The 14,122-nt window shown below is 61.8% G+C and carries 15 protein-coding genes; all 15 read right to left on the bottom strand.

The window, feature by feature from the left end; translation table 11 throughout:
* Positions 1–379 (bottom strand): bifunctional DNA primase/polymerase (locus DEIPH_RS15140; RefSeq protein ID WP_034359716.1); only part of this gene is annotated, 379 nt, incomplete at its 3' end.
* 87 nt (positions 380–466) lie between these two features.
* Positions 467–739: a hypothetical protein gene (locus tag DEIPH_RS15135; RefSeq protein ID WP_034359714.1), complete on the bottom strand. Its 273-nt coding sequence runs from the start codon at positions 737–739 to the stop codon at positions 467–469.
* Positions 729–1,343, bottom strand: coding sequence for a ParA family protein (locus tag DEIPH_RS15130; protein ID WP_051517427.1), 615 nt, complete (start codon positions 1,341–1,343; stop codon positions 729–731). The genes DEIPH_RS15135 and DEIPH_RS15130 overlap by 11 nt, the downstream gene beginning before the upstream one ends.
* Before the next feature lie 105 nt (positions 1,344–1,448).
* Positions 1,449–1,910 (bottom strand): hypothetical protein, encoded by a 462-nt coding sequence (locus DEIPH_RS15125; protein WP_034359712.1) that lies wholly within the window; start codon positions 1,908–1,910, stop codon positions 1,449–1,451.
* Between the two features lie 860 nt (positions 1,911–2,770).
* Positions 2,771–3,292 (bottom strand): hypothetical protein, encoded by a 522-nt coding sequence (locus DEIPH_RS15120; RefSeq protein WP_051517426.1) that lies wholly within the window; start codon positions 3,290–3,292, stop codon positions 2,771–2,773.
* A 177-nt stretch (positions 3,293–3,469) separates the two neighbouring features.
* On the bottom strand, positions 3,470–3,958 hold the full coding sequence (locus DEIPH_RS15115; RefSeq protein ID WP_034359705.1) for a J domain-containing protein: 489 nt from the start codon (positions 3,956–3,958) through the stop codon (positions 3,470–3,472).
* 1,117 nt (positions 3,959–5,075) lie between these two features.
* Positions 5,076–5,612, bottom strand: a complete 537-nt coding sequence (locus DEIPH_RS15110) for a hypothetical protein (protein WP_034359703.1) — start codon at positions 5,610–5,612, stop codon at positions 5,076–5,078.
* Between the two features lie 3 nt (positions 5,613–5,615).
* Complete coding sequence (locus tag DEIPH_RS15105; protein ID WP_034359701.1) at positions 5,616–6,572, bottom strand: protein kinase family protein; 957 nt, start codon at positions 6,570–6,572, stop codon at positions 5,616–5,618.
* A gap of 9 nt (positions 6,573–6,581) precedes the next feature.
* Entirely contained in the window at positions 6,582–6,875 is a 294-nt protein-coding gene (locus DEIPH_RS15100; RefSeq protein WP_034359699.1) for a hypothetical protein, read from the bottom strand.
* Entirely contained in the window at positions 6,872–7,288 is a 417-nt protein-coding gene (locus tag DEIPH_RS15095) for a phospholipase D-like domain-containing protein (RefSeq protein ID WP_152544980.1), read from the bottom strand. Before DEIPH_RS15095 ends, DEIPH_RS15100 begins: the two co-directional genes overlap by 4 nt.
* A gap of 62 nt (positions 7,289–7,350) precedes the next feature.
* The gene (locus tag DEIPH_RS15090; RefSeq protein WP_034359695.1) at positions 7,351–8,670 is read right to left on the bottom strand and encodes a hypothetical protein; all 1,320 of its coding nucleotides are present in this window, start codon (positions 8,668–8,670) and stop codon (positions 7,351–7,353) included.
* The gene (locus DEIPH_RS15085) at positions 8,667–9,503 is read right to left on the bottom strand and encodes a hypothetical protein (protein ID WP_152544979.1); all 837 of its coding nucleotides are present in this window, start codon (positions 9,501–9,503) and stop codon (positions 8,667–8,669) included. The genes DEIPH_RS15090 and DEIPH_RS15085 overlap by 4 nt, the downstream gene beginning before the upstream one ends.
* Positions 9,504–9,685: 182 nt before the next feature.
* On the bottom strand, positions 9,686–12,235 hold the full coding sequence (locus tag DEIPH_RS15080; protein WP_034359690.1) for a VirB4 family type IV secretion system protein: 2,550 nt from the start codon (positions 12,233–12,235) through the stop codon (positions 9,686–9,688).
* Positions 12,198–12,611 (bottom strand): hypothetical protein, encoded by a 414-nt coding sequence (locus tag DEIPH_RS15075; protein WP_034359688.1) that lies wholly within the window; start codon positions 12,609–12,611, stop codon positions 12,198–12,200. The genes DEIPH_RS15080 and DEIPH_RS15075 overlap by 38 nt, the downstream gene beginning before the upstream one ends.
* 81 nt (positions 12,612–12,692) lie before the next feature.
* Positions 12,693–13,028 (bottom strand): hypothetical protein, encoded by a 336-nt coding sequence (locus tag DEIPH_RS15070; protein ID WP_034359687.1) that lies wholly within the window; start codon positions 13,026–13,028, stop codon positions 12,693–12,695.
* Between the last annotated feature and the right edge of the window lie 1,094 nt (positions 13,029–14,122).

Genomic DNA, 14,122 nt, shown 5'->3' with positions numbered 1-14,122 from the left:
AGAGGTGGACCCCGCCACTGGGGGAGATGACGTGTGGCTTCCAGCCCAACTCTGCAAGCAGCGGTAGCCCTTCGGGGTCCACGTCCACCACCACCCAGCCGGACAGGCTGCCGGTGACAAACCCGATGCCCCTGGCGCGGTGTTCCAAGTACCACGCCCTCAGCTCGTCCTCGGTGGGCAGACGGGCCTGCATCACCTTCCAGGTGCTGCGCCTCTCCCCTTCCCTGTTGATGTACCAGTGACCTGTCGCCTTGAGTGCTTCATGGTGGGGTTCCTTGGCCTTCGGGCTGATGCCGCCGCCCGTCGGGATGATGGAGATACCACGCCGAACGAGCTTCCGGGCCTCCCGGTACATGGCTTCGTGTTCGTTCTCGTACATCAGCCCTCTTCCCTTCTACATGTTTGAATGTTTAAAAGTAAAAATGTTTCTGCCGCCAAGGGAAGGGGCGCTGCGGCCCCCTGCGGCTCACTCCCGAATGTCGGGATGGTATTTGTTCAGGTACTCGACGATGGCCTGCTCCAGCGCCTCGAACTGCTTGCGGCCCTCCCTCGCGGCGGCCTGCTTGAGCCTGCGCTTGGTGCCGGGCTTTAGGTGGCTGCTGAACGGCTCCGGCTTGTCGTCGTCGGTCGTCCTGGCCTTCAGGGCAGGCGTAGGGTCAGTCTCCAGCTCAGGGGTGGTCTGCGGCTTGCGGATGGCCTCCAGCGTGCTGAAGCGCCCCGGCTTCTTATCAGCGGACATCGTTCAGCACCTCGCGGGCCACGCTGCCGTAATCCAGGGCAACGAGCTTGGCATAGCGGTTGGTGGTGTACGCCTCCAGCGGAAGCCGCCGCTCGGCGGCGTCACCGACAGCGGTACTCTGCCGCACGAGGGTCGTCATCACCGGCACCTCCTGCTCCGCCAGGGCGTCCCGCAACTCCTCACCACGGCCACCGACGTTCGCCACGATCAGCACCCGGTAGTTGGTCACGCCAGCATCAACAAGGGGGGTGAGGGTGCGGATCAGGCCGGTCGCGCTCAGACCGTCCGGCTTGGTCGGAATGACCAGCAGATCGCTCCCGCGTGCCAGGCTCACCAGGTCATTGCCCTGCTCGTTGCCTTTGGTGTCAAGGACCACGTACTCGTACCCGGCAGCCTTCTCCGGCGCGAACTCGCGGAAGGGAATGGCGTCAAAGGTCCACCCCTCGAACTCGCCGCCCCGCCAGTACACGGCACACTGCAACTCTTCGTCCGCGTCCACCAGCAGGGTTTTCCCCTTGCGCCCGAGCTGCTGCGCGAGGTGAACCGCTGTGGTCGTCTTGCCGACGCCACCCTTCATGTTGCCGACGCTGATGACTGTCGCCATACTGCATTTTACCATGCTAAAAAGAAAAAATGTAAGCATGTAAAAATACTGGGAGCGAGAGGAGAAGCGCCCACGTGGGGCGCTGCGGGAGGGGAGGGGAGAGGGCTACTTGCGGCGGGCGGTCTTCCGGGTGCCGGTGCCCTTCTTCGCCCGGCCCTGGCTGCGGCTCCTGCCGAGGGCCTGGCCCTTCTCGTAGCTGGCCTGCATCTTGCGGCGCGTCTCTTCCGCCAGCGCCTTGAAATCCACCACGCCCGCCTCGATGTTCTCGGCGGTGGGCTTGGGCGTGCCGCTCCTGCGCGTTGGGGTGGCGGCCAGATCATTGTTTGTCTGCTCGAACCACTGTTCAAAGTCGGGCGTCACTTCAAACAGCATCTCCCGTGAGTCCCGCTGGTAGCTGCCTTCCGCGCCCCGGCGCTTGAACTCCTTGGGCAGCGTGAACCGTTCAGGCAGGTACGTCGCGTCAATCTTGCCTTCCCGCACCGCTTCACGGAACTGGCGAACGAAGGCATCACTGCGCTGTGGATTCCCCAACTCCTGAAGCTGCTCGCTGAGTTTCTTGTAAGCCATATCCCGTGCAGTATGAAATGAGCGGGGGCGCTTGTAAAGTCAATTCCTGTCCTGCTCCCTCAGTCCTTCTCAGGCAAAGACGGAAACAGTGCGCTAGACTCTGGTTGCCTGCGGGCGGGCTGCATGACAAGTGGGAAGCGGAGAGAACATCCTCAGTAAGAGGAAACCCCAGTGCTTGGAACACTGGGGCCACTGAAAGGTGGTGAATCTCCGCGTATGCACAAGAAGCGTACCACGAAACGGAAACGTCGGCAACCGCTGACGCCGAAACGTGTGGCAGCTTGGGCGGGCGCAGCTTCGGCTGTCCTGCTGGCTGTCAAGCTCTTGGTGGAGATCATCAAACTGATCTTCCTCCCTTGATCTGAAGCTCTCGTGCGCTCCCGCCGCGTTCCCAGTTCGCCCAATGGCAACCCCCGGCCTCGTGCCGGGGGTCTTTGCGTTCTCAGGGGTCAATACCTGGCCGTCTGTGCAAGGGCCGCGTACACATCGGCGGCTGCTTTGGCTGCTGCGAGCATCGCGGCGGCCTGCTCGTCGTTCGGGCTAACGGCGGCGCGCAGGCACTCGTAAGACTCGCGGGCACGGTCAGCGTGCTTCTGACAGTCGGCGGCGCGGTCAGGTTGGGGTAGAGATACCCCTGTTCTACAGTCACGCGGCGGAATCGGCGCAAGAAGTCCATGCCTTTAGGATTGGGGGGGAGCTGCTGAGCCAACATTCGGGCCTGCCGGAGATTACGGGCCAGATGGCGTCGGCGCTCGCGCATTCGTTCGGCGGCGGCCTCCGTTTCAGGACTGCGGGCAGCGGTGGTCATGGTCGGCCCTCCGGGGAAGGGTGGCCCCGCTGCGGGCGGGGCCACTCCGGGGTCAGGCAGCGTGGGCGCTGCGGGCGTTCAGGCTCTCGACTATCGCACGGGCGCTGGGGTACAGGTTGCAAAGATGCGCCCATACCGTTCTGGCTTCGCGTTCGGTCAGATCGGCCAGGCTGGGAACCGGCACCCATTCCCCCAGGGCAGCGGCGGCGAGGGCGTAATGCTGGGCGCTGGGCAGGCCGACCAGGCCCATGATCTTGTGAAGTTTCGCAGCGCGGGCCTTGCCGATCACCGGGGCGGCCAGGGTCAGCGGCTCCGGATCGGGCGCGCGGACTTCCTCCAGCAGTTCCAGGCGTCCGTCCGCCTTCGCCCAATTCAGGTAGCTCACGGCGCGGTCAATGCTGGCCTGCGGTTCACCGTCTATCTCGGCGCTGAGCTTGCCGTCGGCGTCGGCATTCAGGGTCACGGTATGGCTCCCCAGATACACCGTGGCGCTGGGGCCGTCACCCCAACCGCCGTACAGATCAACCTTCCAGGTCCGGGTGATGTTGCGGGGGTTGCTGCTGCCGTTCTGCATTTCTTGCTCCTTTCTCCCTCTGTCTGGGGTAATGAAATTGTACTGCTAAAGTAGTACAAAGTCAAGGATTTCCCCACGCCAGGACAACAATTAAGGCCGCGCATCTCGGCGCGGCCCTGGCCCTGCTTTGGCAGTTCTGGCGAGCTTCAAGTGGCCTCCTGCGGGGCCGTCCTCCGCTCAGGCGGTGAGGGTTCGACTGCGACTGTGGACCTTCTCGCTGCCGTACTTCTCGCGCATCTCCTCCATGCTGGTCTGGCCCCGCCCCTGGCTGGCCTTGCCCTTGAACGCCCACATCTGCCGCTTGTGCATCCACCAGTAGCCCGCTTCCTTGAGGGCGTCCTTGTGGGGCTTGGTGTCGCCGCTCACCCACACCCACGCCCCGATGATTTCAATGTCCAGCCCGTCAAGGTGGGCGATTTTTTCCACCGCCTCCCGCACCTTCGCCTCGACTTCGGCTTCCTCCTGACGGGTGCGGTAGAACTTGCCCTCGCCGTACTGGTCGTCACTCTTGCCGCTCAGGAAGCGAGCCATGAGGGCTTCGTACTCGTTATTGAGGGCCTGCATCTGCTCCGTGCTGCCGCCCTTGTCAGGGTGGTACTGCTTGCACAGGCGGCGGTAAGCGGCTTTGAGCTGGTTGGCGGTGGTGATGTTCTGGAAGTAGTTCATTCTGGCTCCTTTCCCCTCTGTCCGGGGTAAGGACAGTGTACTACTTTAGCAGTACAAAATCAAGGGTTTTCCCTTACTAGAACAATAAAAAGCGCCTTCCTCCCCGGTGTTGCTCGCGGTCCTCTTGGAAGGTTGTGCCGGGCGGGGCAAGCCCCGCCCTCCTGCCCCTGGCCTGCTCGCTGCTGGCTCTCTCAGGCCCACACGCCCACACCGGGGGGCCTCGCCGTCCGGTGTGCCGCCCCTGGCGGCGTCCTGGGCCGCCCACCTGCGCCGCCGCTCTCTCACACCCCTTGCCCCGCTGAAGCTGCTGTCAAGGGTGCGGGCACCGCCCGCCCCCCCCTCGCGGGGGGTTGCCCTTGACGGCGTTCAAGCGCCCCTGACCCTTCAGGCCGCAGGCCGGGGAAAAATGTGTTGGCGCTTTCCCAGACACATTTTTCCCCGGCTGCTGCCCGTCCGGCGAGGACTCTTCTTCTTTCTTCTGGCCGCGCTCGGCTAGGCCGACGAGCCGCCTCTAGGCCGCAGGGCGGGCGCGGCCCTCCCGCCGTCCCGTCAGGAACGCCGGGGACCGGCACAGCGCGGCCTCTGGCCGCTCCTCGTTCCTTCGGCGCATCTGTTCCGCGCTTCAGTCCCGGCCTCTGGCCGGACGTGCCTTGCGGAGCATCGCCCGGCGCTGTTCCGGGCGACAAATGGATCGGTTGCCCCTTCCCACGCCACGCCCTGCACCACCCGCCTTCCAGCGGAGGAAGGGGACTGGAATGCGAAAGGGCCGCGTCCCGCCTGACGTGAGGAAGGCGGGTGTCTCTAGCGGCCCGGTGCTGCGGAGCAGCATTCGCATGGAAGGCCGCGCCAACGGCGCTCCCCTTAAAAGTAAACATGCAAAAAAGTAAAAAAACAGAAGGATCAGAGGGAAGCGGCTCACCCAACAGTGAACCGTCATCTGGGAGAGGGGCATTAACAGTCATCGTCATCGAACTCGTACCGATGGCGGTAAAGCTCCCTGGTGTTCCGCTCGGCCACGCCCATCACCACCATTGCCCCCTTCGCCACCGCTGCAAGCGCACCTACGACGAACCAGACCACGGCCATTCCCTCACCCCCCCCATGTTGATCTTGCTGGTCAGTAGAGGCTTTCACTCGTCGCCTTCCAGCCCTCATTCGTTTGCACCATGTCGGCGGTCATGCCCCGGATGCCTTTGATCGTCTGGATGCCGTCAGGCCAGTGGGCCGGAACCATCGGAGCGGGTTCGATAATCGGCGTGATGTGAGCAACAAGAGTGTTCAGGCCGCTGCTCGTCACCTTCCTGTCTGCCACGCTCTTGAGCTTGCCGTACCTGAACTGCGCGAGGCACAGTTGGCCGTCTTTCACGTAGGGCTGTGCTTTCGAGGTCGCCTTGAGTACGAACACCTGGTCGTCGCCCTGTACCTCGATCAGCCCCAACCGGCTCAGGTCGGCCATGTCCTGGGCGGTGCGCTCGTCCACCGGGTAAGCCGCCTGCTCGTTCAGCTTCACGTACTCGGGGCGGCAGATCAGCTTCGGGCCGCCCATGCGCGCTTCGACGGCCTTCCTGATGTTCGTATCGTTTGGCTCGTCACTGCCACTGCACGCGCTCAGGGCCAGCATGGTCAGGAGGATCGCCGCCTTGGGGAATCGCATGGGTTACACCGCCTTGCTGGGAGCTTCGCCCTGGCCTTCCTCGTCCGTCTGCTGGCCCGCCAGGGCGTGGAACATCTGCCTGGGTGTCGGCCTCCGGCCCTCGCGCACGTCGCGCACGGCTTCCGGCAGGTCGTACAGATCATAGAGGCCCATCTCCCGGATAAGCAGCGCCCATCTGAAAATCGGCTCGGGCCAGAACAGCGCCTCAAGGGGCTTATTCTGGATGATCTCCGGCATGTCGTCGCCGTGCGTGGTTGCCACGAACTGCGCTTTGGCGTTCAGGTCAAAGATGGTGTCGGCCTCCAGCTTGGTCTGCACCTCATCGATCACGACAATGTGGGCGCTGTTGTTGGCGATGGCTTCCAGAATGACCTGGTGCTGTTCCGCCTTCACGGGAACGAAATAGCGGTCGGCCTCTCCAATGCCGGGGTGCGGAATCCGTCCGTCACCGGCCACCTCATTCGAGGTGTCCACGACTGTTACGTTGGCGTCGTACTTCTCGGCGATAATCCGCGCCACATCGCGCAGGAGCGTGCTTTTGCCTTTCCCGGCCAGACCACAGATCAGAATGCTGGGATTCTCGTGCAGCACGGGCCTCAGTACCTCGGCAAGACCGCTGTAGAACCGGGCGACACGGACGGTATACCCGTCCGTGCCTTTCCCGTCGGCGCTGGGCACCCGGCTGATGCGGTGCCCGGTCCCGTCTATCCCGGCGCGGTTGTCATCCCGCACATGCCCGAAGCGGCTTTTGAAGTCGGTCAGGTGGTCCTGGGTGATCTGGACTTCGGGGTACGTGTGCCATTTCCCGTGATGCTTGATCTTCAGAGGTCGTCCGAAGCGCATCTTCAGTTCTTCCGCAGAGGCGATGATCGGCGCGAGCACCTTCCGAATGTCCGTGGGCAGGATTTTCAGAAGACGCTCGTAATCGGCCTGAATCCGGGCTTGAACGTCGTTGCTCACCTGGGGACCTCAACCACGGGGAAGGGGGCCGCTGCCGTCCAGAAGCTCCTCCAGCAGTTCATTCGTGCGCCGCTGCTCCTCTCGCTGGGTCAACTGCACACGCATATGTACCGTGTACATCAAGGACAGCACCACCAGGACGAGGCCCTTGGCATCCACTACGGCCACGCTGAAGGCAGCGAGGTTCAGCAGGATGAGGAACACGGTGTAGATGCTCGACGGGAAGAAGCTGCGGCGGGTCCTGGGTTCCATCTCGTCCTTCAGTGCGGCAAGCGGAGGAACATTCAGGGGTTTACTGGTCATGGTGTCACCTTCCTGAGCCGTTCAAAAGCTTCAGTCTGTGTCAGGACGTTCGCCTTGCCAAAACTGCTTTTAAACCAGGTGAGGGTCTTATTGATCTCCAGGGCAGTCATGGGCGTAAGCTGCGTACTCTTGAAACGCCCCAGGTATTCCCCCTTCCACCCCTGGTTATCCACAATGATGACTCCAGAGGTAGAGGCCACCTGTGTCTCGTAGACCGGCACTCCGGCGAGCGCCAGGGAAAGCATGATGCTCTTGGGTTGGTAGTTGTAGTACGCCACAGAGAGGACCCTGACGTTCACGCTGCGAATGGTGTCAAGCCGCGCCCTTCGCAGAGCATCTCCCAGGTCCACATCGTAAATACTGGGGGCATAGATCAGAACTCGGCTCTGTGCCCGCTCAAGAGCAAACAGCATGTCCTCGTAAGCCGCCCCGCCCGCGAACCCGGACATAGCTACAGCCGTTAGAAGTATCCGCTTCATCGCCTCATCACGCTGCGCCCTTTGATCGCATCTCCCAGGTTGTTCGCCGCACCCCCCAGGGCGTTGGTCAAGAATCCGGCCACAGCAAACATCGCGCCGATGGCGAACACGTAGTAGGCAATGCCCCAAAACACCTGAATTGCCAGCGAAACGATCATGTCAAGCAGGCTTCCGATGGTGGACTTGAACAGGGTGAGGGCGCTATCCAGCGAGGCATTGATCTGCTTCCACACGCTCTTGATGAGGCCGCTGCCAGAATCCGACAGGCAGGACACGGTAGGGTCCTCCTCCTGCCTCGCCTTGCAGTCCCGCGTCAGCCGGTCCACCTCCGCATCGAACCGCTCGCCCACGAGGGCAGATTGCAGGCCGCTGGTCTTGGCGACAACGCCGATCTGCTGCTCATACTGGGCGGCCATGCGGGCGGGTTCCACAAAGACCTTATCAACAGATAGATAGGTCACAAGCGGAAGGAACAGGGCAATAGACCAGGCGGCAATAAAACTACCGATCAGTGTCCAGACAATCTTCGTCTGTCCCCACATGGTAAATGCAACCGCGATAGGAAACAGGTAGATACCAGCCAGAACAGTGATGCCCGAGATAAAAACGATGCTGGCGTAGGCGATCATTAAGCCCTGCATGAATAACAACGAGAAGTTGAGCCTTGCACCGATACTCCCCATCGTTTTCATGGCCTTCTGGCCGGTGCTTTTGACCGCCGCCCCAGCCGCGCCCTTCGCCGTGCCTGCACCGATAGCCCGCAGTTCAGGGGCGGCAAAGGTCGTTGCCGTGACGGCCACTTTCCCCAGCACACCCACGAGAATATTGCTGGATTCCTTCAGCTTGGCATCTATCGCACTGGACATTTTGGAGTTAGACCAGGTGATCGCATTGCTCCAGCTTTGCATCGCTGTATAGCTGACACTCAGGTTCGCGGAATTGTTGAAAGAGACAGAAAGCAGGGCGGCAACGGCAGCCGTCTGGACAATGACACCACGCTTGCTCACACCGTCACCGCCCGCAAGGATGCTCCATCCCCGCACAAAGAACCCGGAAAGGGCAATCACCGTTGCCAGGCTCATCATGACTTTGGGAAGTCCGGCGTCCTTCGCCCGGTTTGCCACTTCATAGAGCTTCTGCGCCGGGTTGCCCAAGGTGAACTGCTGGAAGGACTCGTAAGTGCCCACTGCCCTCTTCACGTAGTTCTCGACGGCCTGGTGGGTCGCGTCGATATCGGCCTCGACATTCGCGGCAAGAGCGGCGGAGGCGAGCAGCAGCAGCACGAGTGGCAGGATCAGGGCCCCTTTACGGCTCACGGAACAACCCCCTTGAAATCAACGGTCTCGCCGCCACCCCCGAAGACCTCTCCAGCGTTGGCGTAGGTACTCATGATGCTTTTCCCGGCCTGCACGGCGGCGTCCATGTTTTCCTGGGCCACCCCTTCAATCTCACGGTTGAGTTCCTCCTCCGCCGTCAGCATGTCCTCCTCGCGCTGCCTGCGCTCCAGCATCAGTTGGTTGTTGGTCATTACCTGTTGCTGCACCAGTTCCCCAAGCTGGTTGAGGATCGCCACCGAGAAGGTCGTGGACTGCTTCATCTGCTCGGTCCCCAGACGCACCTGCACTTCGGACACCTCACGCTCACTGATCGCGGTGGCCGCGTCACGGGCGAACTTGTCTGCCTTTCCTTCCTGGCCGGGAACGCCGACAATATCCGTGGCGGTGGCGAGGGCAGGGGCGATGTTGGCCTCCAGCGCCTTGTTCGCCTCGTCCTGGGCCTTTTTCGCCTTGTACACGTTGTCCAGGTTCTGGGCGGCTTCAATCGCGTCCTGAAGGCGTGCGGTGCGGTTGCTCAAGGCCAGGTTGGGATTGGTGTTGATCGCCGTCTGTGCAATCCCCCCAGCCGTGTCCTTGGCAAAGCCCGCATTCACGTCACGGCGGTTCTTCATAATGTCGTTCACCGAGCCGTACATGAACCTGCGGAAAGTGCTGTAATCCTGCCGGAGAGCTTCGTTCAGTGCTTCCGTGTAGTTGTTGAGCGCCCCCACACCCATGAACTCGCCCAACTGGTTCAGATACTCGCTGGCATACTTCCCAATCACATCTTTGGCGAACCCCTGCCAGTCACCATTCAAGATGTTGTCGGTCACGAAGCCGTGCATCGCGCGGAGTTGGCACACCCAACGCAAGTTGTCGCGTGTCTCGACGGGAACGCCAGCGGCCCCATTAAAGCTACATGCCCTATTCAGCAAGTTCCCCAGGTCTTCCCAGGATGCTGCCTGTGCCTGTCCGGCGTAGGCCATCAGGAGAACAACACCTAGCACCCTCCGCCTCATACATAACTCCCGTACAGATCGTCCACAAGGCTCTTGACACCCCGCAGAACGTCGCCTCCCGCCTGCTCGACGTAGCGGTCCTTCTTCTCCACCTCGGCGTTGCTGCTGTTGAAAAGCCAGAGAGCCAGCTTGCTCTCCTGCACTTGGATAATGTCGCCCACGCGCCCGCCAGAGCCATTCGCGGCCAGAGTCAGCAAGGCGAACTCCGAATACTTGTCCTGCAAGTTGCCCAGCGTTGGCAGCTTCTCTTCCATGACCTTCGGCAGGCTGAGGATTTCCACGACCCCCCGCCGCTCTGCACTTCCACGAGCCACACTCTCCGAGAAGCCACCGACAAAGAGGTGTGCAAAGCTGTCCTTCAGCGCCCCGAAGTAGTCTGAAGCTGCCGGGTCCTGCGTGCCGATACCGAAGCTGACGCCAAAGCTGCGGAAGACCCGCAACATTCTCTTAACGTCAGCGACCTCCTCTTCCGTCTGAATCATGTTCTCAAACTCGTCCATGAAGATGAACTTCTTGACACGGCGGGGGTATTCTTTCGCCACCTTCCACTGAATGCCCTTGGCGATATGGTGAGCAACGCGCTTCATGAGGTCATCACCCTCTGGGATGCCGTAGACACTCAGATAGATACGCCGGGCTGTAAGTTTTACGTTGGACTGGCAATCCACGATAGGCGCGAGTGGACTCGCGCCCAGGCCCTTACGGAGACGAATAGCGACACTGCGGGCCGCCCCGATGACTTCCAGCTCCATATTGCGCCCTGTATCCGCGTAGGCTTCAATCGCGCTCAACATCTTTTGCACGTCGCCAAGCTGCGGCTTTCTCTCCTCTTCCTTGAACTGCCTATACGTCGCCAGAATCGCCTCACTGATAGCAACGTCCTCGTAGTCCTTCTCTCGCGCATCGGCGGGTCTTTCCACGAAGAGCCGAATAAACTGGATGAGGGCTGACAGCTTGGTGCCGTCCGGCTCTACAGCGCCCTCCTCTAAATCGAAGATGTTGAATCGGTTCTGAGAGTTATAGCCGAACTCGATGATGGCGTGGTCCTTGAGGGACCTGAAGAAGTATTGGAAATCCTTCTTCGCGTCCGACACAACAAGAACAGAATCAGGGTACTTGGTCAGGTGCGCGTTGAAGAGACTCAGGGCCAGCACGGTCTTCCCCGAACCCGTCGGCGCAAAGATGGCAAAGTGTGCGGTGCGGGTCTGCGGCGTGAACAGGTCAAAGCGTATGAGCGACTTGTCACGGCTCTGGAAAGTGATGGCCCCCTCGTCAAACCCCTTCCACGGCGAGATGGGCGGGAAGAGGTCTATGACGTTCGAGGTGTACGGCTGAAACAGGAAGTGAGACTGGTTGGCCGTGAAGGGGGCAAGGGCGAAGTATTGGGCAATGGACTGAAAGCCGTAGCTGATCGGAGCGCCTGCCCGCAGGCGCGTCAGGTTGGCCCTGGCCCGGCGCTTCATGCGCTCCAGCTCCTGCTGGCTCTGGGCAACGAGGACCACGCTCACGCCCGCCTCGAACCGGCTCTCGACGCCTTCCAGTCCCTGGGCGGCCTCCACGTCCTCCAGCAGATTCTTTGCCCGCCCGTTGGGAATGACGCCGGGTGCCCGCACGCGCGTGAAGAGATCCGTTTTCTTCTTCTCAAGCTCGTTGGACACGTCGTAATCGTTCTCGCGGGTTGCCTCAACGATCACGTAATACGTGCCGTGCAGGCCCTCCGTGACCTGCTTGAGATACCCCGTCTCGGTGTACTCCGGCAGCCGTCCTAGGCTGATGACCTCCACATACCTGTCTCCGACGATGGGGCCAGAGGTCGGGAGGTTGTCAACCACGGTGCAGCTCAACTGACGCAGCAGCGTGAGGTGGTCTGCACGGCCTCGGCGCAAGCTCCGCACCTCGCGCTCGGCCTGGGGAATGAACTCCGGTGACACCGGCCAGCCGGGATTCAACCAGTAGAAGCACTCGGCAAACACGTACTGGCGCGTCATAGGCTGGGCGGCGAATCCTGCGGCGGTCATCTGCGCCACGAGCGCCACCTGGTAGCCCTGGGCCGTCTCGACGGCCCGCTGCAACTCCTCTGGACTGGGCGGCTCGTCTATTGAAAACCGGAGATCGCTGGGCGGCGTGACCGTAACCGTGGCAAAGAACTTCCAGTGGCTCACCTCGCCGCTGAGAATCTTGGCCTCCAGCATTTGCGCCCGCGTCAGCGTCAACTCCTTGAGTACGGGGTCCGGGCACACCTCGGCATAACGCCGGGTGTCCTCGATTTCCTCCTCCAGAGCGCCCCGCAAGCTGGTGTACGTCCTGAACGTCTCGTTATCAGGAACAGCAAGGTCAAAGACGCTCTTGAGGGTGCTTTGCCGCCGTAACAGGTCGTCGTCGGTGTAGTGAATGTGCGAGGGCGGCTCAAAGTACACCCCGTACACAAGCCGCCCGTCGCGCAACACCATGATGTTTTCGTGGATATCCCAGTAGGGAAGCACCTTGCTGTAAGTGCTGGTGCCTCCCCTAGCCTTGGACTGTTCCTGCTTCCTGCGCTTGAACACGCCTTCTCCTGACCGCTCGCGGCTTCTTGATCTTTACGGTGGTCGCAGCTTTTGTGACTGCCTCCCCAACCTGCATCTCACGGGTCACAACGAGAGGGATTGGCTTCTCATCCACATCGGGGGCGTACTGGTCAACTCCGCCAAACCACCAGTTGATGAAATGCTCCATGACGCCGGGGTAGGGGAGCAGCCGCTTCTTGACACCGAAGTTGATCGCCCAAGCAAGAACAACAGCCATTAGAGTGAACAGCAATTTGGGGGCCGGACTGACAAAGAACTTGGCAGCAAGGAGGATGGAAAGGTAAAGCACGCTGCCAATCACAATCAGGTCGCTCATGTCCAGATAGGAGATGAACCCGACGCGCCCGCTGGTCATGTAGCAAGGATGGCGCAGCGGGTTCCGCTCCTGGTGGGTCGTGTCTCGACTCAAAGCTCTCCCTTTCGGGGCAGAAGCTGCTTATGCTCCGATACCACACGCGCCCCCAAACACGGACGCCACGACGGCCCCGCCCGCGAGGATGATGACTGCCCCCAGAATGCCGCTCTTGAAGCTCTGAAAGGCCCCCACATCGCCTGCAAGCTTGTTCCAGCCGAAGATCAGCACCAGGATGATGACCGCCACTGCGACGAGGCCAGGGCCGCTCAGGACCCGGACGAGGGCACAACCCAGCTTTGTGAAGATGCCTTCCGGTGTGTTCGCCGTCCCTCCTGTGGCCTGAGCAAGTGCGCTGCCCATCCAGGACAGCGCGTACAGCATGAATGCAGCCTTCTTCAACCTCAGCGCCTCGGTCATTCTGCCCTCCCAGAAAAGTAGGTGCCGGATTCAGTTATGGCCCATTTCCGGTGGACTGATATTAACATAAGTATCCAAACTTTTGGTAGAGTCCTCATATGGACAAAAACCCGCCGAAGGGCGCTGGAGACGCCGTGGCACGCGATTTAGGCGTGCCGGAAGCGGCTGTCTCTGCTGAGCAGCAGGCCGCCTCACTCGCGGCCTCTTGGCAGGAGGTCAGGAGACGCCTGGAACCTCGTGTCCAGGAGGCGGGCTTCGACACCATCCCTGAGCCGGGGAGCCGGGAGTTTCCCCGCTTTCTGGCACAACTGAACGCCAGGCAACCGGCGCTGGCTCAGGAGCTGGTGCGCGAGTCCAGGCGCCTCCAGCGGGGTGTAGCCCTGCCTTCGCCCGCGGCGGCGCGTCGCCGCGAACGGCGACGCGCTACCCGCCGCCTACTCTTTATGAAACAGACGGCAGATGGCCGCTGGGTCATGGACAAGAGCAAAGCGCCCTGGTACGGCATCACGACGCTGCTGGTGATCGGCGGTGTCCTGACAGCGATCTACGCGATGCCCCGCCTGCCCGGAACGTCCGCGCTCGCCGCTTCCCAGACCAGGACCAGCACGCCGGAAAAGACAGGGATGGGCGGCGCGCAGGACGCGAGCGCGGCAGCAGACGCGGCAGCTTCCCAGAAAGCCCTGGAGCAGGCCAGGCGGGAACTGCAAGAGTTCCACAAGCAGAACGCTGGACAGAAGACTGTGCAGGCCAAACCGAGCAAGCCTGTGAATCAACAGGAGGAGGGGGCAGCGGGTGCCGCGACCTCAGCGGGAACTGCCGGGCGTGCGCCCCAGGGTTCGGAGGCCACCTTCAAGCCGCTGGCGCAAGAGGACAACCCTCCACCACCTCCGGCGCGTCCGGTGCAGACTCCGGCCCCCTCCTCGCCCACGCTGTTCACGCCGGCCAGTGAACCCCCGACGCCTGCCTCCGTCCCTTCCGAGCGTCAGGACGTGCCGCCCGCACCGGCATACATGCCCCCTGCACCTGAACCCGTGGCGGTCAACCCCGAACCTGTGCGGACTCCTCCGGCACCTGAGTCTGCGGATAACTTCGGC

Origin of the sequence: Deinococcus phoenicis, assembly GCF_000599865.1 — a bacterium.
GTDB lineage: Bacteria > Deinococcota > Deinococci > Deinococcales > Deinococcaceae > Deinococcus > Deinococcus phoenicis.
Note: the sequence above shows the minus strand (reverse complement) of the source record. Positions and strands in the feature narration are given on the sequence as shown.